The organism is Streptomyces tirandamycinicus (genome assembly GCF_003097515.1).
GTDB lineage: Bacteria > Actinomycetota > Actinomycetes > Streptomycetales > Streptomycetaceae > Streptomyces > Streptomyces tirandamycinicus.
Genome location: NZ_CP029188.1, coordinates 5,987,904 through 6,011,023, shown reverse-complemented (window position 1 = coordinate 6,011,023; position 23,120 = coordinate 5,987,904). Strand labels below are relative to the sequence as shown.

The following is a 23,120-nucleotide window of genomic DNA, read 5'->3' as shown; positions in this document are numbered from 1 at the left end:
CGAACAGAACTGGAGGGTAACCAGATGCGCATCAACGGATCAACCGTTCTCCTCACCGGTGTCACCGGCGGCATCGGCACCGCGCTGGCCACCGAACTCTCCCGGCGCGGTGCGCGGTTGATCCTGACGGGGCGCCGGCGCGACGCCGTGGAGCCGCTGGCGGAGCAGTACGGTGCCCGCGCGGTCGTCGCCGATCTGGCCGACGCCGGCGACGTGGAGCGCCTCGCCGAGGAAGCGGCCGGTACCGAGATCCTCCTGGCCAACGCGGCGCTGCCGTCCAGCGGCGAACTGCTCGACTACACCCCCGAGCAGATCGACCGCGCGCTGGCCGTCAACCTCCGCGCCCCGGCCGTGCTGGCCCGGCTGCTCGCCCCGGCCATGGTCGAGGCACGCCGCGGCCACCTGGTGTTCGTGGGCTCGATCTCGGGCAAGACGGCCACCAAGCACTCAGCGCTGTACAACGCGACCAAGTTCGGACTGCGGGGCCTCGCGCTCGGCCTGAGGCAGGACCTGTACGAGCACGGCGTCGGGGTGTCGCTGGTGCAGCCCGGATTCGTGCGGGACGCCGGGATGTTCGCGGCGACCGGTGCCGAGCCGCCCGCGGGGATGCGCACCGTCTCGCCGCGCCAGGTCGTCATGGGGGTGGTGCGCGCCGTCGAGCGCAACCGGGCCGAAGTGAACGTCGCACCCCCGGAGATGAGGCTGCTCAGCGCGATCGGCGGCCAGTTCCCCGGCTTCTCCGAGCGGGTCCAGCGACGCTCGGGAGGAGCGGACCGCACGGTCCGCACGGTCGTGGCGGCCCAGCGCGGCAGGCGCTGAGGACCGCCACCGGGCCCACCCCGTATTCCACCCCCGTACGGGGCGGGCCCTTTCGACGCCCGGGGGCCCGGACCGCTGGGGAGCGGTCCGGGTCCCCGGGTCCCCGCCACGCCGGTGTTGCGGGTGGCCCCCTCGGCGGGCGGCCCGGTCAGCGGCGTCCTTCGCGCTCCGGCAGCATCAGCACGGTGTACAGCAGCAGCGAGACCGCGAGCCCCACCGCCCAGCCGTAGTCCGCGAGCGGTTTCAGCAGGGGGATCAGGCCGTCCTCGGGGAACGGGCCCTTCCCGGGCGCGGAATGGGAGCCGCCCACCGCCAGCACCCCGCCGGCCGTGAACGCCGCGACGGCACGCCAGTTCCAGCCGGACGAGTACCAGTAGCGGCCCTCCGGGCGGTAGAGGTCCGCCAGTTCCAGGCGGGTGCGGCGGACGATCCAGTAGTCGGCGATCAGGATGCCTGCGACCGTGCCGAGCAGGCCGCCCACCAGCCCGAGCCAGGTGAAGATGTACAGCTCCGGGGTCTCGGTCAGCTTCCACGGCATGATGAGGACACCGACCACTCCGGTGATCAGCGCCCCGGTGCGGAAGTCGACGAACCGCGGGGCGAGGTTCGCGAGATCGTACGCCGGGGACACGACGTTCGCCGCGATGTTCACGGAGATCGTCGCGATCAGCACGGTCACCAGGGCGAACAGCAGACCGAAGACGTTGTCCGTCTTCGCGGCGAGCTGCACCGGGTCCCAGATCGGCACGCCGTACACGGCCTGGGAACCGGAGGTGACGAACACCGACAGCAGCGCGAACAGGGTCATGGTCGTCGGCAGTCCCAGCGTCTGGCCCCAGACCTGGGCGCGCTGGCCGGCACCGAACCGGGTGAAGTCCGGGATGTTCAGCGACAGTGTGGACCAGAAGGCGATCATCCCCATGAGGGAGGGGAAGAACACCGGCCAGAAGTCCTCGCCCCAGCCGAGCCTGGACGGCTGGTCGAGCAGCGGGCCGAAGCCGCCCGCCTTCATCGCGATCCAGACCAGCAGCACCAGTGCGCCGACGATGACGAACGGCGCCGCCCAGTTCTCGAAGCGGCGCAGCGTCTCCATGCCCCGGTAGATGATGGCGAGTTCCACCGCCCAGAACACGATGAAGCAGAGCCACAGCGTCCAGGGCTGGCCGGCGATCCGGGACGCGTCCGCCCAGCCTCCGAAGAGGGTGCCGAGCAGGACGAAGATGCCCTGGCCGCCGATCCAGGTCTGGATGCCGAACCAGGCGCAGGCCACCGCCGCCCGGATCAGCGCCGGGAGGTTGGCGCCACGCAGCCCGAACGAGGCGCGGGCCAGCACCGGGAAGGGGATGCCGTACTTCGGGCCGGCGTGACCGGTGAGAAGCATCGGCAAGAGCACGATCACATTCGCCAGCGCGATCGTGAACACCGCCTGCTTCCAGTCCATGCCGAGCGCGACGAGCCCGGAGGCGAGCAGCCAGGACGGGATGTTGTGGGCCATCCCGATCCACAGCGCGGCGAAGTTGTACGTGGTCCAGCGACGTTCGGCGAGCGGGACGGGCAGCAGGTCGTCGTTGACGAACCGGCCGCCGGCGGGCACCGCGCCGGGGGCGAGTTCCACCCGGTCCTGCGTGTCGGTGGGCCGGCCGGGATCGGAGGGGGACGGGGAGGATGCCGGGGGGACGATCGCGGTCATGGCCATGACCCTTCAGCGGAGGTCGGGCGGTCGCGTGGGGGGTGTCCGGTGCCGGTTCAGTCGTCGAGTGCGGGGATGATCTCCGCGCCGTAGGCGTCGATCGTCGCCTCCTGCGCGTCGTGCATGTTGTAGACGGCGAACTGGTCCACTCCCAGCTCGCGCAGCGCCCGCAGCTTCTCGATGTGCGCGGAGGGCGGGCCCAGCAGGCAGAAGCGGTCGACGATCTCGTCGGGCACGAAGTCCGTCGACGGGTTCCCGGCCCGGCCGTGGTGGCTGTAGTCGTACCCCTGCCGCTCCTTGATGTACGCGGTCAGCGCCTCCGGCACCATGGCCGAGTGCTCCCCGTAGCGCGAGACCAGGTCGGCGACGTGGTTGCCGACCATCCCGCCGAACCAGCGGCACTGGTCGCGGGCGTGCGCGAGGTCGTCGCCCACATACGCCGGCGCGGCCACGCAGATCGTGATCGCCTCCGGGTCGCGGCCCGCGTCGGCCGCGGCCTCGCGGACCGCCCTGACCATCCACTCGGTCAGGTAGAGGTCGGCGAGCTGGAGGATGAACCCGTCGGCCTTCTGCCCGGCGAGGGCCAGGGCCTTCGGCCCGTACGCCGCCATCCACACGGGCAGTCTGCCGTCCCGCACCCAGGGAATGCGGATCGGGTTGCCGTCGACGACGGCCTCGCGGCCCTCGGCGAGATCGCGGATGACGTCGATCGCCTCGCCGAGCCGGGCCAGGGTGTTGGGCCTGCGGCCGGCCACCCGCATCGCCGAGTCGCCGCGGCCGATGCCGCAGACGGTGCGGTTGCCGAACATGTCGTTCAGGGTGGCGAAGGTCGAGGCCGTGACCTCCCACGTCCGGGTCCCGGGGTTGGTGACCATGGGACCGACGTGCATCTTGCCGGTGTGCTCGAGGATCTGACTGTAGATGACGAACGGCTCCTGCCACAGCACCGCCGAGTCGAACGTCCAGCCGTAGCGGAAGCCGTTGCGTTCCGCGCGCCGCATCAGGCCGACGACCGCCGAGGCGGGCGGGTCCGTCTGCAGGACGAGTCCGAAGTCCACGGGGACCTCCTGGGTCGGGTTCCGCTGGTTCTAGTTCAGGTACTGGCAGGTCGAGCGGGGGGTGAACACGCCGTGGCCGGACCGGCCGGTGAACTCCCGGCGGTCGATGACGACTTCACCGCGCGACAGCACGGTCTCGACCCGTCCGGTGATCCGCTTGCCCTCGTAGGCCGAGTAGTCGACGTTCATGTGGTGGGTCTCGGCGGAGAGGACCTGCTCCGCGCGCGGGTCGTACACGACGATGTCGGCGTCGGCGCCCGGCGCGATGGTGCCCTTCTTCGGGTAGAGGCCGAACATCCGGGCGGGCGCGGCGCAGGCGATCTCGATCCAGCGGCGGCGGGAGATGTGGCCGTCGAGGACCGCCTGATGCAGCAGGTCCATCCGGTTCTCCACGCCCGGCAGCCCGTTGGGGATCTTGGAGAAGTCTCCGCGGCCGAGGTCCTTCTGGCCGGAGAAGCAGAACGGGCAGTGGTCGGTGGAGACGACCTGGAGGTCGTCGGTCCGCAGCCCGCGCCACAGCGCGGCCTGGTGCTCCCTGGGCCGCAGCGGTGTGCTGCAGACGTACTTGGCGCCCTCGAAGCCCGGTTCGGCGAGGTTGTCGGTGGACAGGAACAGGTACTGCGGGCAGGTCTCGCCGAAGACCGGCAGTCCCTTGTCCCGGGCGGCGGCCAGTTCGGCGACGGCCTCCTCGGCCGAGACGTGCACGACGTACAGCGGCGCCCCCGCGACCCGGGCGAGCTGGACGGCCCGGTGGGTGGCCTCGGCCTCCAGCAGCACCTTGCGGACCTCGCCGTGGTGGCGGGGGTCGGTCTCGCCGCGGGCCAGGGCCTGTTCGACGAGGACGTCGATCGCGATGCCGTTCTCCGCGTGCATCATGATCAGCCCGCCGTTGGCGGTGCCGCGCTGCATGGCGCGCAGGATCTGGCCGTCGTCGCTGTAGAAGACGCCGGGGTAGGCCATGAACAGCTTGAAGGAGGTGACGCCCTCCTCGACGAGCAGGTCCATCTCCTTCAGGGAGGACTCGTTGACGTCGGAGAGGATCATGTGGAAGCCGTAGTCGATGGCGCAGTTGCCGTCGGCCTTGGCGTACCACGCGTCGAGTCCCTCGCGCAGGCTCTGGCCCTTGGCCTGGACGGCGAAGTCCACGATGGTGGTGGTGCCGCCCCAGGCGGCGGCCCGGGTGCCCGTCTCGAAGGTGTCGGACGCGAAGGTGCCGCCGAAGGGCAGCTCCATGTGGGTGTGGGCGTCGACTCCGCCCGGGATGACGTACTTCCCGGTGGCGTCGATGGTGCGGTCGGCGGTCCAGCTCCCGGCGGCGGCCGAGCCGTGGGCGGCGAGGGCGGCGACGCGGCCGTCCTCGACCAGGACGTCGGCGTGGGTCTCGTCGGCGGCGGTCAGGACGAGTCCGCCTCGGATCAGGGTGCGGTGGCTCATGGTCTTCCCCTCGCGTGGACTAGAGGCTGCGCAGGGTGCGTTCGAGGATCGAGGCGCCCTCTTCCGCCTCGGCGACGGTGAGGGACATCGGTGGCGCGATCCGCAGGACGCTGGTGTTGTGTCCGCCGCCCTTGCCGATGAGCAGTCCGCCTTCGCGGGCGGCCTCGAGCGCGGCGGCGGCCGCCTCCGGGGACGCCTCGTCCGTGCCGGGCCGGACCAGTTCGACGCCGATCATCAGTCCCCGTCCGCGTACCTCGCGCACGGCGGGGATCCCGGCGGCGACGGCGCGGAGCCGCTCGATGAGCAGTCCGCCGACCCGCCGCGCGTTGCCCTGCAGATCGTGCTCCAGGAGGTACGAGAGGTTCGCGAGGCCCGCGGCCGCGGTGACGGGTGAACCGCCGAACGTGGAGATGGAGTTGGCGTCGATGCAGTTCATCACCTCGGCCCGGGCGACGACGCCGCCGAGGGACATGCCGTTGCCGATGCCCTTGGCGAAGGTGAGGATGTCCGGCGGGCCGTTCTCGGCGTGCGCCTGCCAGCCCCAGAAGTGCTCTCCCGTCCGGCCCCAGCCGGTCTGCACCTCGTCGGCGATCCACAGGATCCCGTGCCGGTCGAGGACTTCGCGGAAGGCCGCGTAGAGCCCGTCCGGCGGGGAGGTGAAGCCGCCGACGCCCTGGATGGGCTCGGCGATCAGCGCGGCCACGTCGTGGGTGTGGCCGAGCAGGTCCTCCAGGTCGGCGACGCACGCCTCGATGAACTGGGCGTCGGAGAGCCCTGCGTAGGGGCCGCGGGTGCGCATGCCCCCGTGCACGTACAGGGTCTGCACCGGGGAGAGGGCCGTCGGTGACCAGGAGCGGTTGCCGGTGATGGACACGGCCGAGAAGGAACGGCCGTGGTAGCTGTTGCGCATCGCCAGGATCTGCCCGGACCTGCGGTAGGCGGTGGCCAGCAGCAGGGCGGTGTCGTTGGCCTCGGTGCCGGAGGTGGTGAAGAAGACCCGGGGGTCGGGGATATGGGACAGGGCGGCGATCCGCTCGGCCAGCTCCACCATGGGGCGGTTGAGGTAGAGGGTCGAGGAGTGGATGATCCGGCCGGCCTGCTCGCTGACCGCCTTGGTGACCTCGGGCAGGGCGTGGGCGGTCATGGTGGTCAGGATGCCGCCGAAGAAGTCGAGGTAGCGGTTGCCGTCCGCGTCCCAGACGTGCCGGCCCTCCCCGTGGGTGATCTCGACGGGCTGCCGGTAGTAGAGCACGACCCAGTCGGGGATGACGGCGCGGTGCCGCCCGTACAGGTCGTTCACGGCTTGACCAGCCCCTCGTAGGCGTCGGGCCGCCGGTCGCGGTAGAAGGCCCACTGCTGCCGCACCTCGTCGATGAGGCCGAAGTCGAGGTCCCTGACGACCAGTTCCTCCTGCTTGTCGCTGGCGACGTCGCCGACGAACTGTCCGCGCGGGTCGACGAAGTAGCTGGTGCCGTAGAAGTCGTTGTCGCCGTACTCCTCCTGGCCGACCCGGTTGATGGCGGCGATGAAGTACTCGTTGGCGACGGCCGCGGCGGGCTGCTCCAGCTGCCAGAGGTAGGCGGACAGGCCCCGGGAGGTGGCCGACGGGTTGTAGACCAACTGGGCTCCGGCGAGGCCGAGTTGGCGCCAGCCCTCCGGGAAGTGGCGGTCGTAGCAGATGTAGACGCCGACCTTGCCGACGGAGGTGTCGAAGACCGGCCAGCCGGCGTTGCCGGGCCTGAAGTAGTACTTCTCCCAGAATCCCTTGACCTGGGGGATGTGGTGCTTGCGGTACTTGCCGAGATAGCTGCCGTCGGCGTCGATCACCGCGGCGGTGTTGTAGTAGAAGCCGGAGCCCTCCACCTCGAAGACGGGGACGACGATCACCATTCCGGTCTCCCGGGCGAGGTCCCGCATGCGGAGCACGGTGGGGCCGTCCGGGACGGGTTCGGCCCAGCGGTAGTGCTCCGGATCCTGCACCTGGCAGAAGTACGGGGCGTTGAAGACCTCCTGGAAACCGATGACCTTGGCGCCCTGCCGGGCCGCCTCACGGGCGTGCTCCTCATGCTTGGCGATCATGGATTCGGTGTCGCCGGTCCAGGTGGCCTGAACGAGTGCGGCGCGAACGACGTTGGTCATGAGCTGCTCCTTCGACAAGACGTCAGAGCCTCTACGCCCGTAGACGCGATGCGTAGGAGGAGAAGGTAAGCCCCGTCACACACGGGGGCAAGACCATCGTCGTGAACCCGCAGTGTCGATCATGTTTCGCACCCGAGCGGTCGGCATACAGCCTATACCGTATTTTTTCAGGCGCTGATGAGACCGGCGACGCGCAGCGCATGGACCAGATCGCGTTCCCGCCCGGGCGACACCGCGCGGGCGGCGGAGAGCAGTTGTGGGACGAGGCGGCGGGGGTCGGCGGCGGCGATCCGCGCGCCTTCCTCCGGGGTGCGGACCCGGAGGAAGGCCGCGAGCAGCGCGTCCGCCTCGCGGCGGCCCCCCGCGTCGGCGAGGGCGAGAACGGCGTCCGCGATCTCGTCGGTGGGGCGGGCGACGCCCTGGCGGAGCAGTCGGCCGCAGTCCTCGTCGCGGCCCGCCTCGGCGAGTGCGGCGGCGGCCTCGGCGAGCCGATCCGGCGGCAGCGAGGCCACCTCCCAGAGGAGGGTGGGCCAGTCGGCGGCCAGCCCCGAGCGGTGCAGCTCGGCGGCGAGCACCGGCAGCCGGGCGGCGGGCCCCGACGCGGCCTCGCACAGCAGCACATGGGCCTCTCCGCCGCGGCCCTCCGCGCGCAGCCGGCTGAGCGTGGCGACGGTCGCCAGGGCCGCGCGGCGATCGTCCTCGCCGCGCGGCGGCGCGCCGCCGCGCCGTCGCGCCGGCCGGCCTCCGCGTCCGCTCCCCCGCCGAAGCGTGCGCCGCGCGGCCGCGCGTCGGCGACGGGCAGCTCGGGCACGCCGGGCACCGGGACGGGCTCGCCCCCGCCGTCGTCCGCCCCGCCGTCGAGCCAGGCGTAGCGCGCCCCGCGCGGCCGCCGCCTGCTCCCTCGGTGCGCTTCACGCCCGGCGCCGGGCGGTCCGCTTCCGGGTGAACGGCTTCCGGGCGCGCCGCTGCCGGGCGGCCGCGGGCTCTCGCCCCCGCCCGCCTCGGCGGCGCCCCTGGCCCCGGCGTCAGCGGGCATTGAGGGCGCCGGGGGTGCTGCGGGCGCCGCGGGCGCCGCGGACGTTCCGTCCCATCCCGGTCCTGCCCCGCCGGTCGCGGCGGGCCTTCGCCGCCCGTCGTCCGCCGCCTCGGCGTCCGCCGTGGGACGGAACCACGCACCGGCGCCCCCGAACCCGGCGTCCGCTCCGCCCCGCTCCGGCCCCGCCGCGTGATCGGAAGCGCCCCGGGCAGCGGCGCCGCCACCGGCCGCGGCCGGTGCCCGCCACCCGCCGTCCGCCGACTCGGCGCCGGCCTCCGGCGCTTCGGCCGGGACCTCCGCGTCGACGGGCGCCGGGCGATGCCCACGCCCCGCCCACGCCACCGGTTCACCGTCCGCGGCTCCCGACGCCGCGCCCCGATCGGCGCCGTGGCCCCGGTCCGGTGCCGAGGCGTGCGCGCCGAACGCTCCGGCTGCCGACGTGCGATGGGCCTGATGCGGGTCCCGGTCGTGGGGTGCCGGGCCGGAGGGAGGCCCGGGAGGGGATGCGAGCGCGGCGATCCGGGTGGCGAGTTCGGCGCAGCGCGAGGTCGCGCGGGTGTGGTCGTCGTTGGCCCAGGAGAGGTCGTGGGCGAGGTCCCGGTACGCGGCGGAGTGCTCGGGCACGGCGGCCAGCCGGCGCATCAGCTCCCGGCCGCGCACCGCCACCCGGGCCTGTTCGCGGCGCATCAGGTCCAGCCGCTCCCGCAGGGCTTCGGCGCCGCCCGGGCGGCGGTCGTGGGCGGCCGCCGCCGCGGCGTGCAGCCGGCGGGCGTGCGCCGTCTCCGCGTCGTCCGCCGCGAGGTCCTGGAGGAGCGACTCCACCACGTCCCACGGCGGGACCTCGGTGCCCCGCAGACAGGCCGTCAGCCCGTCGGGGTCGCGGCGCCAGAACACCGCGCACCAGCCGCTCTCCGGGTCCAGCCGTTCCGTCACCGTTCCGAGATATCGCGCGAAGTCGCCTACCCGGTCCGGGAGTTGCTGCGCCGCCATCGTCTGCCCGCCCTCCGACTCGGGTTCGCAGGCATTCGACCTCAGCCGTGTTACGGGACGGCTACGCGCAGTTTTCGGGGACGGTGCGGATCGCTCAACGTGTCCGCAGCGTCACTGCGATGCCGGTGTGCGGACGCCGGCCCAGACGCACGACCGCGGCGGGCACGTCGACGAGCCAGAACCGCCAGGTGTACTTGCGGCTCAGCAGCTTCCTGACCTTGCCGAGGTCGGCCCCCTCGATCAGACGCGCCGTACCCTCCGCGGTCGCGGCGCCCTCCGCGACCCTGCCGCGCACGTCGCAGGGGGCCACCGTGACCCGGTCGTCCCTGCGCAGACGCTTGACCTTCCACGAGTCGGAGCGGGTCCAGACGTACAACTCACCACCCTCGACGGCGAACCACACGGGTGTGGCGACACCCGTCCCGTCCTTCCGGAAGGTCGTGAGGCTGATGTACTGGGCGCGGTCGAGCTCCTGGAGGTCCACGGGCGCGAGACTACGCCCCGCGACGCCGCGCGGGCGCCCCGGGGCCGGTGCCGACGGCCCGCCCCCGGGCCGGTGCCGACGGCCCGGTCGCGGAGCCGGGTACGGAGCCCGATACGGAGCCGGGTGGCACCTCCGGGCCTCCCGGAGCCCCCGGGGCCGGGCTGCCCGGGCCGGGCACGGGGGCGGTTCACACGGGGACGAGTGCGCAGCGCGCCGCCAGGTCGTCCAGGGACAGGCCGAGCACGCCGGCCAGGGCCGCCACGGTGAAGAACGCGGGCGTCGGGGCGCGGCCCGTCTCGATCTTGCGCAGCGTCTCGGCGGAGATCCCGGCGGCGGCGGCGATCTCCACCATGCTCCGCGGGCCGCGGGCCTCGCGCAGCAACCGCCCGAGCCGCTCGCCGCGTTCGCGTTCCTCGGGAGTCAGGGGGGTACGAACCATGGCGTCATTCTAATACCGGCGCACACCCTCGCGACCGGTATAGTAATTGGTATGGTGGAGATCAAGACCGATACCTCGCTGGACGCCATGCGTGCCGCCGGCCGGGTCGTGGCCCGGGCCCTCGCCGCCGTGCGCGAGACGGCCGCGGTGGGCGTCACGGCGCGCGCCCTGGACGAGACCGCACGGGCGGTGCTGCGCGAGGCCGGCGCGGCCTCGCCGTTCCTCGGCTACCGCCCGTCCTGGGCCCCGGCGCCCTTCCCCGCGGTCGTCTGCGTGTCCGTCAACGACGCGATCGTGCACGGCATCCCGGACGGCTACCGGCTGCGCGACGGCGACCTCGTGAGTGTGGACTGCGGCGCGGTCCTGGACGGCTGGGTCGGCGACTCGGCCGTCAGTTTCACCGTGGGCCGGGCCCGTCCCGCGGACGTGCGCCTGACGGAGACCGCGTACGAGGCCCTGGAGGCCGGCATCGCCGCGGCGGTCGTCGGCCATCGCATCGGCGACATCGCCCACGCGATCGGCCGCGTCTGCCGGGCCGCGGGCTACGGCATCCCGAGCGGCTACGGCGGCCACGGCGTGGGCCGTGCGATGCACGAGGCCCCCGACGTCCCGAACGAGGGCCGCCCCGGGCGCGGCATGCCGCTGCGCCACGGCATGGTGCTCGCGATCGAGCCGATGCTCATCGGCGGCGGCGGCGACGGGCACCGGACGGACCGCGACGGCTGGACGGTGCGCACCGCGGACGGCTCCCGCGCGGCCCACGCGGAACACACGGTGGCCGTCACGGACCAGGGCCCCCGCATCCTGACCGCACCGTGACCCGGACCGCCCGACGGACCACGTCACGCCGCTCCGGGCCCACGCCCGGATGCCACCCCTGCCAACCCGGATGCCACCCCGACCGCCCCTGACACGCCCCGGGCCCACGACCCGACGCCAACCCGACCGCCTTACGGCGCGCCCCCGGGCCCACGGCCCGGCGGACCCCCGCCCCACGCCCCCGTGCCGGCCCGGCTCACGGCCTCGTGCCGGCCCGGGCTCACGGCCTGATGTCGTCGCAGGCGATCGGCAGATGACGGGGCCCGCGCAGCACCGCGTTCCGCCGGTACTCGGGCGGGTCCTCCAGCAGCCGCGGGTTGACCAGCCGGCGCGCGAGTTCGCTCAGCGCGACCTGGGCCTCCAGCCGGGCCAGAGGCGCACCGAAGCAGCTGTGGACGCCGCTGCCGAAGCCCAGGTGCCGGACGTCCTCGCGGTCGGGGTCGAAGCGGTCCGGGTCCTCAAAGCGCAGCGGGTCGCGGTTGCCCGCGGCCACCACCAGCCACAGGGAGGCGCCCTTCGGGATGGTGACCCCGGCGATCTCGATGTCCGCGAGGGTCGTGCGGTTCGGCACCAGCTGTACCGGCGGCTCGAAGCGCAGCAGTTCCTCGACGAGCGGGACGGACAGGTCCGGGTCGGTACGCAGGCGCTCCAGCACCTGCGGGTTGCGCAGCAGCGTCAGCATGCCGTTGGTGATCAGGTTCACGGTGGTCTCGTGACCGGCGACCAGCAGCAGCGCGGCGGTGCTGAGCAGCTCCATCGTGGTCATGGAACCGTCCGGCCCCTTGTGCACGGCCAGTTCGGAGAGCATGTCCTTCTGCGGGTTCTTGCGCCGTTCCTCGATCAGCCCGGCCAGATACATGCCGAGCTCGGTACGGGCCTTCTGGGTGAGCTTGTCCCGCTCGGTCGGATCCTCGCCGGGCATCGGGTCCAGGCTGGCCGCCAGGGTGTCGGCCCAGCCGTGGAAGCGCGGCTCGTCCTCGCGCGGCACACCGAGCAGACGGCAGATCACGGTCACCGGGAACGGGTACGAGAACTGCTCGACCAGGTCGATCCGGCCCGAGTCGCCGATGCCGCCGATCAGATCCGAGACGATCCCGCCCAGTTCACCGCGCATCTCGTGCACCCGGCGCGGCTCGTGCGGCGGGCCGAAGGAGGTGTTCGTCAGGCGGCGCAGCCGGTCGTGCTCCGGCGGGTCGAGCCGGATGAAGCTGGGCGGCAGCGTCGTCTCCTCCTCCTGCTGGTCCTGCAGGTCGATGCCGGCCGACTGGGTCATGTTGCGGGAGTCGGAGCTGACCCTCGGGTCGTGCAGCAGGCTCAGGACCTCGTGGTAGGTGCTCACGACGTACGCGCCGTCGTCCTCGTTCAGCACGGGCGTCTTGCGGAGCTCCGCGTACAGCGGGTACGGGTCGTGCCGGTTCTCGTACTCGAGGATCTGCCGCAGGAGGCTGCCTTGGGTCATGGCGGGTTCCTTGTGCTCGCTCAGGGCGTCAGTGCCGGCCGGGGGTGAAGGTCATGCGCCGGTCGGCCGGCGAGTAGCCGCTGAGGGTGACGGTGGGTCCGTGGGTGGGCACCGACGGGTCGGGGAAGTCGGCCGGTACGGGCCGTGCTCCCTCGGGGCGGCGGTCCACCGTCGGGAACGGCGGCGGGAACGGCGCCGTCGTCTGGATCAGATGCTCGTAGAACGGCAGCCAGCGCGCCTGGTCGAAGGTGACCGCACCGATGACGCGGTCCTGGTACCCGTACACCCCCACGAACCGCCGTTCGGCGAGCGAACCCTGGGAGATCAGGAGTTCGGTGCCCATGGACGGCACGCCCACCGACTTGATGTTCACGCCGAACTGGGAGGACCAGAAGGCCGGGACCCACATGTGGGGGCGGCGGTCGACGCTCTCGCAGAGCATGTTGTGCGCGGCGGTCTCTGCCTGGCTGACGGCGTTGCCCCAGTGCTCCAGCGACAGGAACTGGTAGCCGAAGAGCGGGTGCGGCGACCGCGCCACGTCACCGGCGACGAAGACGTCGTCGGTGACGATGCCCCGGATGTCGAACGCGCGGCAGCCGGCGTCACAGGCGATGCCCCGGGGACCGGCTCCGAGCCCCGATCCGGCGAGCCACTCCGTGTTGCGCGTCGCGCCGAGCGCGACGACCACGATGTCGGTCTCGACGGAGGACCCGTCGGAGAGATGGGCGGCACGCACCCGCCCGGCCGAGTCGCCCTCGAGCCCGGTCACCATCACGCCGGTGCGCAGATCCACCCCGTGCTCGCGCTGCAGCTCGGCGGCCACCTGGCCGATGACCCCGCCGAGCGCGCCCACCAGGGGCGAGGCTCCGCGTTCCGCGACCGTCACGGGGATGTCCCGCTCCCGGCAGGCGGAGGCGATCTCCGAGCCGGTGAAGCCCGCGCCGATGACGACCACCCGGCGGGGCCCGTCGGCGAGGCGCTTCTGCAGCGCGGTCGCGTCGTCCCGGGTCCGCAGCACGAAGACCCCGTCGAGTCCGGCCTCGCCGTCGTGCGGCCACGGCCGGGCGCGGACACCGGTGGTGATCAGCAGCCGGTCGTACTCGACCTCCTCGCCGTCGTCCAGCCGGACGCGTTTGGCGGCCATGTCCAGCCCGGTCGCGGCCGTGCCGAGCCGCCAGTCGGCCTCCAGGGCCCGGCGCCGCGGCAGGGCGGTGTGGTCCGGCGTGGTCCTGCCGAGCAGGACGCCCTTGGAGAGCGGGGGCCGGTCGTACGGTTCGTAGGGCTCGTCGCCGACCATCGTGAGCGTGCCGGCGAAGCCCTCCGTCCGCAGGGTCTCGGCGGCCCTGAGACCGGCCAGGGACGCGCCGACGACGACGATGCGCCCTTCGCGCTTGAGCCGTTCGAGGTATCCGTCAGCGGGCATCGGAGGCCTCCCGGGCGGTCACGGTCTCGTCGGACCGGTCCACGAGGATGGCCTGGACGGGGCAGGCGGCCACGGCCCGGGCCACCTCCTCCCGGAACGCCTCGTCGGGCCGGGGCTTGTACAGCAGCGCTTCCTCGCCGTGCATTTCGAAGACGTCCGGGGCGAGGAAGGCGCACTGCGCGTACCCCTGGCACCGGTTGAGATCGACGACAACTCTCACGACGGATCAGCCCTTCCCGTTGCCTCGTCACTCCCCCCGCACCAGCATGCGGGCCCCGGGGCGGTCCCGCTCGCCGGGGCGGGCCGAAGGGGTGAGCGGACGGGGCGGGGACCAGGCGATACCGCCGAGGGGCGGCGCGGGGCGCCGGGCGCGGGCGGGACGAGACGGCCGACACGCAGGGCCGGGACCGCGCCGCGCACCGCCGCAACCCCCGTGCCGGTACGGCGCCGCTCACCGCCGTGACCCGGCGGCTCCCGGCCGGCGCGCGGAACCGCCCGCCGCGGCGGGTTCAGTGCACGTCGGCCGGCTGCGGCCGGGACTTCATCCGGACCCGGAGCAGATGCAGGCCGATCAACGCGGACCAGGCCGGGAAGACCAGCTCCGACCACGGGAAGCTGGGGCCCGCGAACAGCAGCACCAGGCCGGCCGCGTACCCGACGACGGTGAGCGGCCGGGGAATCACCCCGAGCCGGTGGCCGATCATCGAGGTCGCGAAGATGAAGACGGCGGCCATCCGCATCGAGTACGTGGTGAGCAGCGTGTACGCGAAGTTGCGGCCGAACTCCGAGGGCTGCTGGTCTTCGAGGATGCTGCCCGCCGCGGACGCGGCGCCGAACATGGTGGCCACGAAGACCAGGCCGCTGCCGAGGAACACCGTCGCGACGAGCTTGTCCTCCCGCTCCCCCACCTGGGCCCGCAGGGCGCCCATGAACCACAGGAAGAAGATCCCGGCGAACGGCACCAGCTCCAGGGCCATGCGCACCGCGCGCCGCCGGTCGGGGCTGAGCGCGTCGCCGCCCGCGTCGGTGACACCCTCGGGGATCGCCAGCCGCATCAGCACGATCGCGGCGGCCAGCAGCACCGCGAACGCGATCCCCGCCAGTCCCGCGGCGCGGGGCGTGCGCAGTCGGTCCCTGCTCGGTTCCATGGGCTGCTCGCTTTCTGTCCCCTCCAGCAAGCAGCGGAAGGGCGGCGGAGCGCCACCGGGGCCGCCCGTGAGGGTGAACCCGGTGACCCGCCCCGGCCGCCAGCCGCGCGCCCTCCGTCACGGGCCCGCGCTACGAACCCACGCCGAGGACCGCAGTACGACTCCGCGCCACGAACCCGCGCCGAGGACCGCATCACGGCTCCGCGCCAGGAGCCCGCGTCACGAGCCCGAGCCGAGGACCGCGCCGCGAGCCCGTGCTACGGCCCCGCCGGGCGCACCACCATCGCCGAGCCGCCACCGCGCCGCTCCTTCTCCGCCGCGGCCACCCAGCGGCCGTCCGGCAGGCGCTGCACCGCGGTCGCGGCCCCGATCTCCGGGTTCTGGCGGAAGGCGTGGCCCAGGGCTTCGAGCTCCGCCCTGAGCGGACTGCTCCACAGCCCCGGTTCGAGCTCGGTGGTGGTCTGGTTGCGCTGGCTGGCACGCGGGGCGGCGATCGCGTCGACCAGGGGCAGGCCGCGGTCGACGACACCGGTGAGCGTCTGCAGGGCCGTGGTGATGATCGTCGCGCCGCCCGGGGAGCCGAGTGCCAGCACGGGCCGGGCGCGGTCGTCCAGGACGATCGTCGGGGACATCGAGGAGCGCGGCCGCTTGCCGGGACCGGGGAGGTTCGGGTCGTGGACGGCCGGGTCGGCGGGGGCGAAGGAGAAGTCCGTCAGCTCGTTGTTCAGGAGGAAGCCCCGGCCGGGCACGGTGATGGCGCTGCCACCGGTCGACTCGATCGTCAGGGTGTAGGCGACGACGTTGCCCCACCGGTCGGCGACGGTGAGGTGGGTCGTGCTCTCCCCCTCGTACGTCGTCGGGGCGGCCCGGCCCGACGACGAGCACGGCCGGGGGGCGCGGGGGTCGCCTGGCGGGAGGGGGCTGGTGAGGACGGCGTCGTCGCGGATGAGGCAGGCCCGGCTGTCCGCGTACCGCTGCGAGAGCAACTCCCGTACCGGCACGTCCTCGAAGGCCGGGTCGCCCACCCAGCGCCCGCGGTCGGCGAAGGCGATACGGCTCGCCTCGATGAAGCGGTGCAGGTACTTCGCCTCGGACAGCCCGGTGAGGTCGGTGCCCTCCAGGATGTTCAGCGCCTCGCCGACGGTGGTGCCGCCGGACGACGAAGGGGCCATGCCGTAGACGTCGAGCCCCCGGTACGACACCCTCGTCGGCTGCCTGCGGATCGTGTCGTACGAGGCGAGGTCACGGAGCGTCAGGTCGCCGGGCCGGACGATTCGGGTGGCGCCCTCGCGCACCTCCGGGGCCCGTACGGTGTCGACGATGTCGCGGGCGACGGCTCCCCGGTACATCACCCGGGTGCCCTTGCGGGCGATCTCCGCGTAGGTGCGGGCCAGGTCGGGGTTCCTGAAGACCGAGCCGGTCTCCGGCAGCCGGCCGCCGGGCAGGAACAGCTCGGCGCTGGCCGGGAAGTCCCGGAACCGGGCCTCGTTCGCCCGGGTCTGGCTGCGGAAGGTCTCGTCGACGGTGAAGCCGTTCCTCGCCAGCCGTTCCGCGGGCTTCAGCAGCTGCGCCAGCGGGCGGCTGCCCCAGGCGGCGAGCGCCGCGTCCCAGGTCGCGGGGGTGCCGGGGGTGCCGACGCTCAGACCGCTGGTGACGCCCTCCGCGAAGGGGATGGGCTTGCCGTTCTCCTGGAACAGCGCGGCGTCGGCCGAGCGCGGGGCGGTCTCCCGCCCGTCGATGGTGTGGACCTTGCGCGTCCGGGAGTCGTAGTAGACGAAGTAGCCGCCACCGCCGATGCCGGCGGAGTACGGCTCGGTGACCCCGAGTGCCGCGGCGGTGGCGACGGCCGCGTCCACGGCGTTCCCGCCGCGCCTCAGCACCTCGATACCCGCCGCCGAGGCGTCGGGGTCGACGCTCGCGACGGCTCCGCCGTACCCGGTGGCCACGGGCTCCTTCACCGGTGCGGCCGCCGGGTCGGGCGCCTGCGTCGGCGGCGCGGCGGCACCGGCCGTCAGCACGGCCAGCAGGGTGGTGAAGACGACGGTGAGCGGAGCGTGACGGGCGACTCGGCGACCCATGCGTACCTCCATCCGGCGGACGTCCGCGCAGCGTAACGTCACCGCGCACCGGCCGTCAGGACCGCCTCGGGACCGTCTCGGGACGGCGTCACGACCATCTCGGGACCCGCTCGGGACGGGGCCACGACCGTCTCGGGACCGCCTCGGGACCGGTTCAGGGCCGCATCGAGACCGGATCGGATCGACATCGACCATTGTCCCGCCCCGGCCGCTACCATGCGCGCCCATGAACGAAGACCTGCGCAACATCGTGCTCGGTGTGGTGGCCGCCGGCGTCAGCGCCGCCCTCGGCTGGGCGTTCCGGACCTACCTGTGGCGCCGCAAGCTGCGCCGGAAGCAGGCCTTCTTCGGGCTCCCCGGGAACTCCGAGTGCCTGCTCGTGGTCAACCGCGACGCCGACGCCGACGGGGCCGTGCACCGCTTCGACGTGTTCGCGCTGCTGGAGCTCTCCGCGCTGATCAAGGACTGCGGGGCGCGAGCGCAGATACTCCGGCACGACGTCGCCCAGCTCGGCTTCGGCGAGCGCACCGAGTTCTGCGTCGGCGGGCCCTTCTCCAATCGCCGGACGGCCGCTCACCTGGGGAGTCTGCTGCCGGGGGTGAGGATCGACACGGAGACGGCGACGGGCCCGGAACGCGCCGCCTTCCGGATCGGTGCCGAGCACTACCGGCTGGAGGCGGGCAGCACCGAGTACGTGCTCCTGGCCCGGCTGACCGCGGGCGAGGGCGGTCGCCCGGTCTTCCTCTTCTGCGGCCAGCGCGCCGTCACCAACCAGGCGGCCACCCGCTATCTGGCCCGCCACCACGAGAAACTCGCCCGCAAGCACGGCTCGGGCTCCTTCGTCCTGCTGCTGAAGGTCGTCAACACCCAGGCGTACGGGCCCGATGTCGTCGAACTGGTCGCCGACGTGACCCGAACCGCGCAGACACCGGCCCCGGCCGACGAGCCGGACCCGGCACCCGCGCCGGCGCAGTGACGCACAGCCCGCGGGCGGGCGGCAGGGCGGCGGGCGGACCGCCGCGCCGGGGCGGGCCGCATCGGCGCCGTGGCGCTGCCCCGGCGGGTACGGATTCGCGGCCGTCCCGGCGCGTACGGAACCGCGGCGGCCCCGGCGCCCACCGAACCGCCTCACCCCCCTCTCGACAGGTCCAGCGGCAGCGACTTCACACCGTTGACGAAGTTGGACACCAGCCGCCGGGGCTCCGCGGCGAGGGTGAAGGGCGGCAGCAGGGCACGCGCCTCCTCGTGGAGCACCCGGAGCTGAAGGCGGGCGAAGTGCGCGCCGAGGCACACGTGCGGGCCCTCGCCGAACGAGACATGGGGGTTGGGGGCGCGCGTCAGGTCCAGGCGGTGGGGGGCGTCGAAGACGCGGTCGTCGTAGTTGGCCGAGGCGTGGAAGACGACGACCTTGTCCCCGGCGCGGACGTCCTGGCCGGCGAGGGTCGTGTCGCGGGTCGCCGTGCGGCGGAACGAGAGCACGGGCGGGTGCCAGCGCAGCAGTTCCTCGACCGCGGTGTCCGGTGCGGCCTCGCCGGAGCGCAGGCGCCGCTGCTGGTCGGGGTGGACGGCGAGGGCGAGGAGGCCGCCGGGCGCGGCACTGCGGACGGTGTCGTTCCCGGCGACGGTGAGGAGGAAGAAGAACATCTCCAGTTCGCCGTCGTGGAGTCCGCTGCCGGCGAGCGCGGTCATGACGTCGTCGCCGGGGGCGCGCCTCTTGTACGCCGCCAGCTCGCGGGCGTAGTCGAACATCTCCTTGAGCATCGCGGGCGAGCGCGGGTTGACGGGTCTGCCGTCCGCGTCGAGCACGGGTGGCTCGTCCGGGTCCTGGTAGCCGATGACGCGCTCCGTCCACGTCAGCAGCAGCCCCCGGTCGCTCTCCGGGACGCCCAGCAGGTCGGCGAGGTTGAGGAGTGCGTAGTCGTCGGTGACGGCGGTGACGAGGTCGACGACGGGCCCGGTCGCGCGGGCGGCGCCGAGCAGTTCCCGGGCGCGGGCGCGGGCGGCGCCGGTGAACCGGGCGACGCGGCCGGGGGTGAAGGCCCGGCTGACGAGGCGCCGGAGCCGGCCGTGGCCGGAGCGGCCCTCCCCCGCCGCGCCGTCCCCCTGCCCGGGTCCTGCCGGGCCGCGGGGACCCGGGTCCTGGTTGAGCATCATGCGGCGGATGAAGGGCAGATCGGCCGGGTCGGGGTCGCGGATCTGGGTGGCACCGGCCCAGGACGAGTACGTTCCGTGGTCCCTGAGGACGTGCACGACGTCGGCGTGCCGGGTCACGGCCCAGAATCCGGGCCCCGGGGGCCAGCCCAGCACCTCGTACTCGGCCTGCCAGGAGACGGGGTGTCGGTCGCGCAGCTCCCGGAAGGCGGCGTGCGGCAGTCCGGCCGCGTACCGGCGCGGGTCGAATACATCGGGGACGCCGGGAACGCCGGGGGCCCCGGGGCCGCCGGGGACGGGCCCCGGGCTCATCCGTCCGCCCGGAGGAAGTCCTCGACGATGCGGATGAGCTGGAGCGGGGTCTCGTCCATGGCGTAGTGGCCGGCGTGGGCCAGTTCGGCGAGTTCGCCGTTCGGGTACGAGCGCATCCAGGTGTCCCGCAGCAGCCGGGCGGTGATGGCCGGGTCGAGCGCACCGGTGACGGCGAGCGCGGGGACGGCCGATCCGTCGACCTCGGTGTGGAAGTCCTCGCCGGCCCATGAGTCCAGCCAGGCGCGGAACGCCTTGGGGTCGCTGCGCTCCAGGGATCTGCGGACCATGCGGTCCAGCCAGGCGCCGGGCCGTACCGAGCCGGTGCTGAGGTCGACGATGACACGGCGGTTCTCGGGGTGCTCGGCGGCGTCGGCGAAGAGGGCCCACTGTTCCGGTGGCATCGGCAGCCCGTTCGCCGGGACCGGGGAGATGCCGACGATCCGCCGTACCCGGTCCGGTGCGAGGGCGGCGGCGCGCTGTGCCACGGCTCCCCCCATGGAGTGCCCGACCAGCGAGAAGCGGTCCCAGCAGAGCCGGCCCGCGAGGGAGAGGACGTCGGCGGCGCCCTCGCCGGTGGTGTGGCTGCCCGGTGTGCCCATGGCCTCGCCGTAGCCGCGCAGATCGGCGAACGCGTAGGTGAACGACTCCAGGTCGAGGTCGGGGCGCACGGTGGCGAAGGCGTCGCGGTCGGCGAGCCAGCCGTGGACGGCCACGACCCGGTGCGGGCCGTCGCCGAGGAGCGTGTGCGGGAGCACGAAGGGTGTCACGTCTTCTCCGTTCGCGGGGCAGCGGAGGGCGGGCCCCGGCGGGTGAGCCGGGGCCGCAGGCCACCACGGTGTACCGGTGCGCGGGGAATCGCCAGGGTGCGCGACCGGCGCACTGTCGGACATGCCGCACCGGGAGGGAGCGGAAACCACCTCGACGTGCGAACGGCCCGTCCGTCCGCCCGTCGCTCCCCGCCGGGCAGAGGGCGTCATGCACTCGGCCGCTGAGCCGCGGCCGTGCCGTCGGCCGCGTCACCGCGCACCCAGGGGCCCGCCACCCTCCGGCGCCGCGGGGCCCGCGCCGCCGCGACGGCTGGGGCCGCGTGCGCCGCGGTCGCTGCGCCGGTACCGCCGGGGCGTTCCGTGCCGCGCCGGTACCGCCGGGGCGTTCCGGTCGCGGCGGCGCGGAGCCGCCCTTCTGATGCCTCGTCAGTGACCGCTTCCGGCCGTGGGCACCTGCTGACACCACGTCAACAATTGTTACCCTCGCGTAACTTACCCAGCGGTTACCAGAGGTAAGGACGGGAGGTTACCGTCGGGTCACTTTGCGGCCGGCACAAGCCGGCCCGCACGAATCAGGAGTGAGCGATGGGACACCCCCACAAGGCCCTGCGCACCTCGATGACCGGCGCCGTCTCCGCGGCGCTGCTGGCCGGGGCCGCCGTCGGGCTCGCCCCGGCCGCTCCCGCGGCGGCCGCCGGGACCCCGGCCGCACCCGGTATACGGTTCGTCGACATCCACGGTGACGGCGGCACCGTCCTCAAGGCCAACGTCGTCACCCCGGCCGGCGCCGGCGGTTCCCGCACGTACCCGGTGGTCGTCCTCCCCACCAGCTGGGCCACGCCCCAGGTCGAGTACCTCGCGCAGGCCAGGAAACTCGCCGGCGCCGGCTTCGTCGTGGTCACCTACAACGTCCGCGGCTTCTGGCAGTCCGGCGGGAACATCGAGGTCGCCGGGCCGCCGGACATCGCCGACGCGCGCAAGGTCGTCGACTGGGCGCTCGCCAACACCCCGGCCGACCCGTCCAGGGTGGGCATGGCGGGCATGTCGTACGCGGCCGGCATCAGCCTGCTCGCCGCCGCGCACGACGACCGGATCAGGGCCGTGGCGGCGCTCAGCGGCTGGGCCGACCTCACCGACTCCATCTACAGCGGCCGCACCCAGCACCGCCAGGCCGCCGGCCTGCTGCTGGGCACGGGCTACCTCACGGGGCGCCCCGGCCCCGAGCTCCGGCAGTTCGCCAAGGACTTCCTCGGTGCGAACCTGGAGAAGGAGGACGAGATGCTGGCGTGGGGGGAGAAGCGCTCCCCCTCCGCCCATGTCGACCGGATCAACCGGAACGGCACGGCCGTCATGCTGGCGAACGCCTGGGGCGACACCGTCTTCCCGCCGAACCAGTACGCCGAGTTCTACGAGCGGCTCACCGTGCCCAAGCGCCTGGAGTTCCGCCCGGGCGACCACGCGACCGCCGAGGCGCCGGGTCTCCTCGGCCTGCCCAACGACGTCTGGGACGGCGCCCGCCGGTGGCTGGACCACCATCTCAAGGGCACCGACAACGGAGTGGACCGCGAACCGCCCGTACGCATCATGTCGCGCTCCGGCGGGGCGTACGAGACCTACCCGGACTGGAAGTCGGTGGGCGCCGACGCCCGCAAGATCGCCCTGGGCGGCACGGAGACGATCCGCGCGAACGTCGACTCGGGAGCCAACGGCGGCATCGCGATGCTCTCCGGCACCCTGGACCAGTTCGCGAAGCTGCCCCCCACCGCCTCGATCCCGCTGCTCCCCCGGTGGTTCGCCGCGGTCTGGCGGTCCGAACGCCACGGCTCCCCCCAGCGGATCAGGGGTACGGCGAAGCTCCACACCACGGTCACCAGCACCAAGGAGAGCGGCACCCTCGTCGCGTACCTCTACGACGTGGGGCCGCTCGGCCTCGGCAAGCTGGTCAGCCATGCGCCCTACACGTTCCACGGCCGGACGCCGGGCAAGCCGTTCCCCGTAGACCTGGAGCTGTTCTCCACCGCCTACGACGTCCCGGCCGGCCACCGTCTGGCCCTGGTCGTCGACACAGTCGACCCGCTCTACATCGAGCACAACCCGTCCGGCGCACGGCTGACCTTCTCCTCACCCGCGACCGACCCCTCGTACGTGTCGGTCCCGTTGCGCGAGCAGTGATCTCCGGCCGGCGCCGAGCCGGGCACGGCTCTACGAGCTACCGCCCGGCTCCGGGGGACGCGCGACGCACACGCGCTCCATGACGACATCACTCAACTCGATCAGCGGATCGACGGCCATACGCTGCTCTGCCCCAATCTCGGTGGTGTCGAGGTCAGCGCAAACTATCCAGCCCGGCAAGGCACTTCACGACCCGACACGCACCGGATAGGACAAAAGCGGTAATAGCCATCTAAAGGGATCGAAGCCGGATCAGGCTTCGGCCGCCTCCGCGTACACCTGGGACAGCTCGGGCGATCCGTGCATCGCCCAGTCGAGTCCCGCCTCCACCACGTTGACCTCGCGCCCGGAGGCGAGCCGGACCACGGGGTGGCCGCCCGGCCAGACGTGCCAGGCGGCGCCCCGCACGGTACGGACGATCACCGTGCCCAGGTAGAGCCCCGCGTCGTTCCCCAGCCAGGGAAGCTCCTCCGGGTCGTCCCGCCAGCGCGGCGGCAACTGGTCGAGCGCCTCCAACGAGGCCGGGGTGTCGTCCAGTTCGAGCCCCTGCCGGCCCACCCTGGCCCGCAGCAGCTCGCACTCGGACAGCAGCTCCGCCACGCCCTCCGGGTCGCCCCCGGCCGTGGACGCCGGCGACTGGCTGCGGGCACCGTCATGCCTTCTGCGCCAGCTGTCCAAGAATGGGATGTTCATACCGATCAG

At 73.4% G+C, this 23,120-nt stretch carries 20 protein-coding genes; 4 read left to right on the top strand and 16 right to left on the bottom strand.

Features of this window, described 5'->3' with window-relative positions:
- The first annotated feature begins 24 nt into the window (after positions 1-24).
- The gene (locus DDW44_RS26225; protein ID WP_108907979.1) at positions 25-819 is read left to right on the top strand and encodes an SDR family NAD(P)-dependent oxidoreductase; all 795 of its coding nucleotides are present in this window, start codon (positions 25-27) and stop codon (positions 817-819) included.
- 148 nt (positions 820-967) lie between these two features.
- On the opposite strand, the gene DDW44_RS26220 is transcribed toward DDW44_RS26225, so the two are convergent.
- From DDW44_RS26220 to DDW44_RS26185, 8 genes are all read right to left on the bottom strand, one after another.
- A complete protein-coding gene (locus DDW44_RS26220) occupies positions 968-2,509 on the bottom strand; it encodes an NCS1 family nucleobase:cation symporter-1 (RefSeq protein WP_108908952.1) in 1,542 nt (513 codons plus the stop codon).
- 56 nt (positions 2,510-2,565) lie between these two features.
- Entirely contained in the window at positions 2,566-3,567 is a 1,002-nt protein-coding gene (locus tag DDW44_RS26215; RefSeq protein WP_017944415.1) for a TIGR03842 family LLM class F420-dependent oxidoreductase, read from the bottom strand.
- Between the two features lie 30 nt (positions 3,568-3,597).
- Positions 3,598-5,001: a dihydropyrimidinase gene (hydA, locus tag DDW44_RS26210; protein ID WP_108907978.1), complete on the bottom strand. Its 1,404-nt coding sequence runs from the start codon at positions 4,999-5,001 to the stop codon at positions 3,598-3,600.
- Positions 5,002-5,020: 19 nt separating this feature from the next.
- Entirely contained in the window at positions 5,021-6,301 is a 1,281-nt protein-coding gene (locus tag DDW44_RS26205; RefSeq protein ID WP_108907977.1) for an aspartate aminotransferase family protein, read from the bottom strand.
- Entirely contained in the window at positions 6,298-7,140 is an 843-nt protein-coding gene (locus DDW44_RS26200; RefSeq protein ID WP_018888825.1) for a nitrilase-related carbon-nitrogen hydrolase, read from the bottom strand. The genes DDW44_RS26205 and DDW44_RS26200 overlap by 4 nt, the downstream gene beginning before the upstream one ends.
- 167 nt (positions 7,141-7,307) lie before the next feature.
- On the bottom strand, positions 7,308-7,760 hold the full coding sequence (locus DDW44_RS33010; protein ID WP_341867082.1) for a hypothetical protein: 453 nt from the start codon (positions 7,758-7,760) through the stop codon (positions 7,308-7,310).
- A gap of 1,500 nt (positions 7,761-9,260) precedes the next feature.
- Positions 9,261-9,650 carry a PPOX class F420-dependent oxidoreductase gene (locus DDW44_RS26190; RefSeq protein WP_017944420.1) on the bottom strand — a complete coding sequence of 130 codons (390 nt, stop codon included), beginning with the start codon at positions 9,648-9,650 and terminating at the stop codon, positions 9,261-9,263.
- Positions 9,651-9,837: 187 nt separating this feature from the next.
- Positions 9,838-10,089 carry a helix-turn-helix domain-containing protein gene (locus DDW44_RS26185; protein WP_017944421.1) on the bottom strand — a complete coding sequence of 84 codons (252 nt, stop codon included), beginning with the start codon at positions 10,087-10,089 and terminating at the stop codon, positions 9,838-9,840.
- Positions 10,090-10,140: 51 nt separating this feature from the next.
- Here DDW44_RS26185 and map point away from each other — a divergent pair, with 51 nt between their 5' ends.
- Positions 10,141-10,908, top strand: coding sequence for a type I methionyl aminopeptidase (gene map, locus DDW44_RS26180; RefSeq protein WP_017944422.1), 768 nt, complete (start codon positions 10,141-10,143; stop codon positions 10,906-10,908).
- 220 nt (positions 10,909-11,128) lie between these two features.
- Here the strand turns inward: map and DDW44_RS26175 are convergent, their stop codons facing one another.
- The 5 genes from DDW44_RS26175 to ggt form a co-directional block, all read right to left on the bottom strand.
- Positions 11,129-12,367, bottom strand: coding sequence for a cytochrome P450 (locus tag DDW44_RS26175; protein WP_108907976.1), 1,239 nt, complete (start codon positions 12,365-12,367; stop codon positions 11,129-11,131).
- Between the two features lie 28 nt (positions 12,368-12,395).
- Positions 12,396-13,790, bottom strand: a complete 1,395-nt coding sequence (locus DDW44_RS26170) for an NAD(P)/FAD-dependent oxidoreductase (protein WP_108907975.1) — start codon at positions 13,788-13,790, stop codon at positions 12,396-12,398.
- Entirely contained in the window at positions 13,780-14,010 is a 231-nt protein-coding gene (locus DDW44_RS26165) for a ferredoxin (RefSeq protein ID WP_027732320.1), read from the bottom strand. The genes DDW44_RS26170 and DDW44_RS26165 overlap by 11 nt, the downstream gene beginning before the upstream one ends.
- Positions 14,011-14,299: 289 nt before the next feature.
- Entirely contained in the window at positions 14,300-14,938 is a 639-nt protein-coding gene (locus DDW44_RS26160; RefSeq protein WP_027732319.1) for a hypothetical protein, read from the bottom strand.
- Between the two features lie 257 nt (positions 14,939-15,195).
- A complete protein-coding gene (ggt, locus tag DDW44_RS26155) occupies positions 15,196-17,016 on the bottom strand; it encodes a gamma-glutamyltransferase (RefSeq protein ID WP_206307315.1) in 1,821 nt (606 codons plus the stop codon).
- A gap of 226 nt (positions 17,017-17,242) precedes the next feature.
- Here ggt and DDW44_RS26150 point away from each other — a divergent pair, with 226 nt between their 5' ends.
- Positions 17,243-17,992 carry a hypothetical protein gene (locus DDW44_RS26150; RefSeq protein ID WP_017944428.1) on the top strand — a complete coding sequence of 250 codons (750 nt, stop codon included), beginning with the start codon at positions 17,243-17,245 and terminating at the stop codon, positions 17,990-17,992.
- A 152-nt stretch (positions 17,993-18,144) separates the two neighbouring features.
- On the opposite strand, the gene DDW44_RS26145 is transcribed toward DDW44_RS26150, so the two are convergent.
- Together DDW44_RS26145 and DDW44_RS26140 are read right to left on the bottom strand one after the other, a co-directional pair.
- Positions 18,145-19,479, bottom strand: a complete 1,335-nt coding sequence (locus DDW44_RS26145; RefSeq protein WP_108907973.1) for a cytochrome P450 — start codon at positions 19,477-19,479, stop codon at positions 18,145-18,147.
- Positions 19,476-20,246 carry an alpha/beta fold hydrolase gene (locus DDW44_RS26140; protein ID WP_108907972.1) on the bottom strand — a complete coding sequence of 257 codons (771 nt, stop codon included), beginning with the start codon at positions 20,244-20,246 and terminating at the stop codon, positions 19,476-19,478. The genes DDW44_RS26145 and DDW44_RS26140 overlap by 4 nt, the downstream gene beginning before the upstream one ends.
- Positions 20,247-20,831: 585 nt before the next feature.
- Here DDW44_RS26140 and DDW44_RS26135 point away from each other — a divergent pair.
- The gene (locus DDW44_RS26135) at positions 20,832-22,418 is read left to right on the top strand and encodes a CocE/NonD family hydrolase (protein ID WP_108907971.1); all 1,587 of its coding nucleotides are present in this window, start codon (positions 20,832-20,834) and stop codon (positions 22,416-22,418) included.
- Between the two features lie 252 nt (positions 22,419-22,670).
- Here the strand turns inward: DDW44_RS26135 and DDW44_RS26130 are convergent, their stop codons facing one another.
- Complete coding sequence (locus tag DDW44_RS26130; protein WP_026281488.1) at positions 22,671-23,111, bottom strand: DUF6278 family protein; 441 nt, start codon at positions 23,109-23,111, stop codon at positions 22,671-22,673.
- Between the last annotated feature and the right edge of the window lie 9 nt (positions 23,112-23,120).

Bases quoted from the DNA above. Each gene is read 5' to 3' on its own strand.
- DDW44_RS26170 (WP_108907975.1), bottom strand. From the start codon at position 13,790: ATGCCCGCTGACGGATACCTCGAACGGCTCAAGCGCGAAGGGCGCATC.
- DDW44_RS26135 (WP_108907971.1), top strand. From the start codon at position 20,832: ATGGGACACCCCCACAAGGCCCTGCGCACCTCGATGACCGGCGCCGTC.
- DDW44_RS26160 (WP_027732319.1), bottom strand. From the start codon at position 14,938: ATGGAACCGAGCAGGGACCGACTGCGCACGCCCCGCGCCGCGGGACTG.
- DDW44_RS26200 (WP_018888825.1), bottom strand. From the start codon at position 7,140: ATGACCAACGTCGTTCGCGCCGCACTCGTTCAGGCCACCTGGACCGGC.
- DDW44_RS26175 (WP_108907976.1), bottom strand. From the start codon at position 12,367: ATGACCCAAGGCAGCCTCCTGCGGCAGATCCTCGAGTACGAGAACCGG.
- DDW44_RS26130 (WP_026281488.1), bottom strand. From the start codon at position 23,111: ATGAACATCCCATTCTTGGACAGCTGGCGCAGAAGGCATGACGGTGCC.
- hydA (WP_108907978.1), bottom strand. From the start codon at position 5,001: ATGAGCCACCGCACCCTGATCCGAGGCGGACTCGTCCTGACCGCCGCC.
- DDW44_RS26185 (WP_017944421.1), bottom strand. From the start codon at position 10,089: ATGGTTCGTACCCCCCTGACTCCCGAGGAACGCGAACGCGGCGAGCGG.
- map (WP_017944422.1), top strand. From the start codon at position 10,141: ATGGTGGAGATCAAGACCGATACCTCGCTGGACGCCATGCGTGCCGCC.
- DDW44_RS26220 (WP_108908952.1), bottom strand. From the start codon at position 2,509: ATGACCGCGATCGTCCCCCCGGCATCCTCCCCGTCCCCCTCCGATCCC.
- DDW44_RS26145 (WP_108907973.1), bottom strand. From the start codon at position 19,479: ATGAGCCCGGGGCCCGTCCCCGGCGGCCCCGGGGCCCCCGGCGTTCCC.
- DDW44_RS26225 (WP_108907979.1), top strand. From the start codon at position 25: ATGCGCATCAACGGATCAACCGTTCTCCTCACCGGTGTCACCGGCGGC.
- ggt (WP_206307315.1), bottom strand. From the start codon at position 17,016: ATGGGTCGCCGAGTCGCCCGTCACGCTCCGCTCACCGTCGTCTTCACC.
- DDW44_RS26150 (WP_017944428.1), top strand. From the start codon at position 17,243: ATGAACGAAGACCTGCGCAACATCGTGCTCGGTGTGGTGGCCGCCGGC.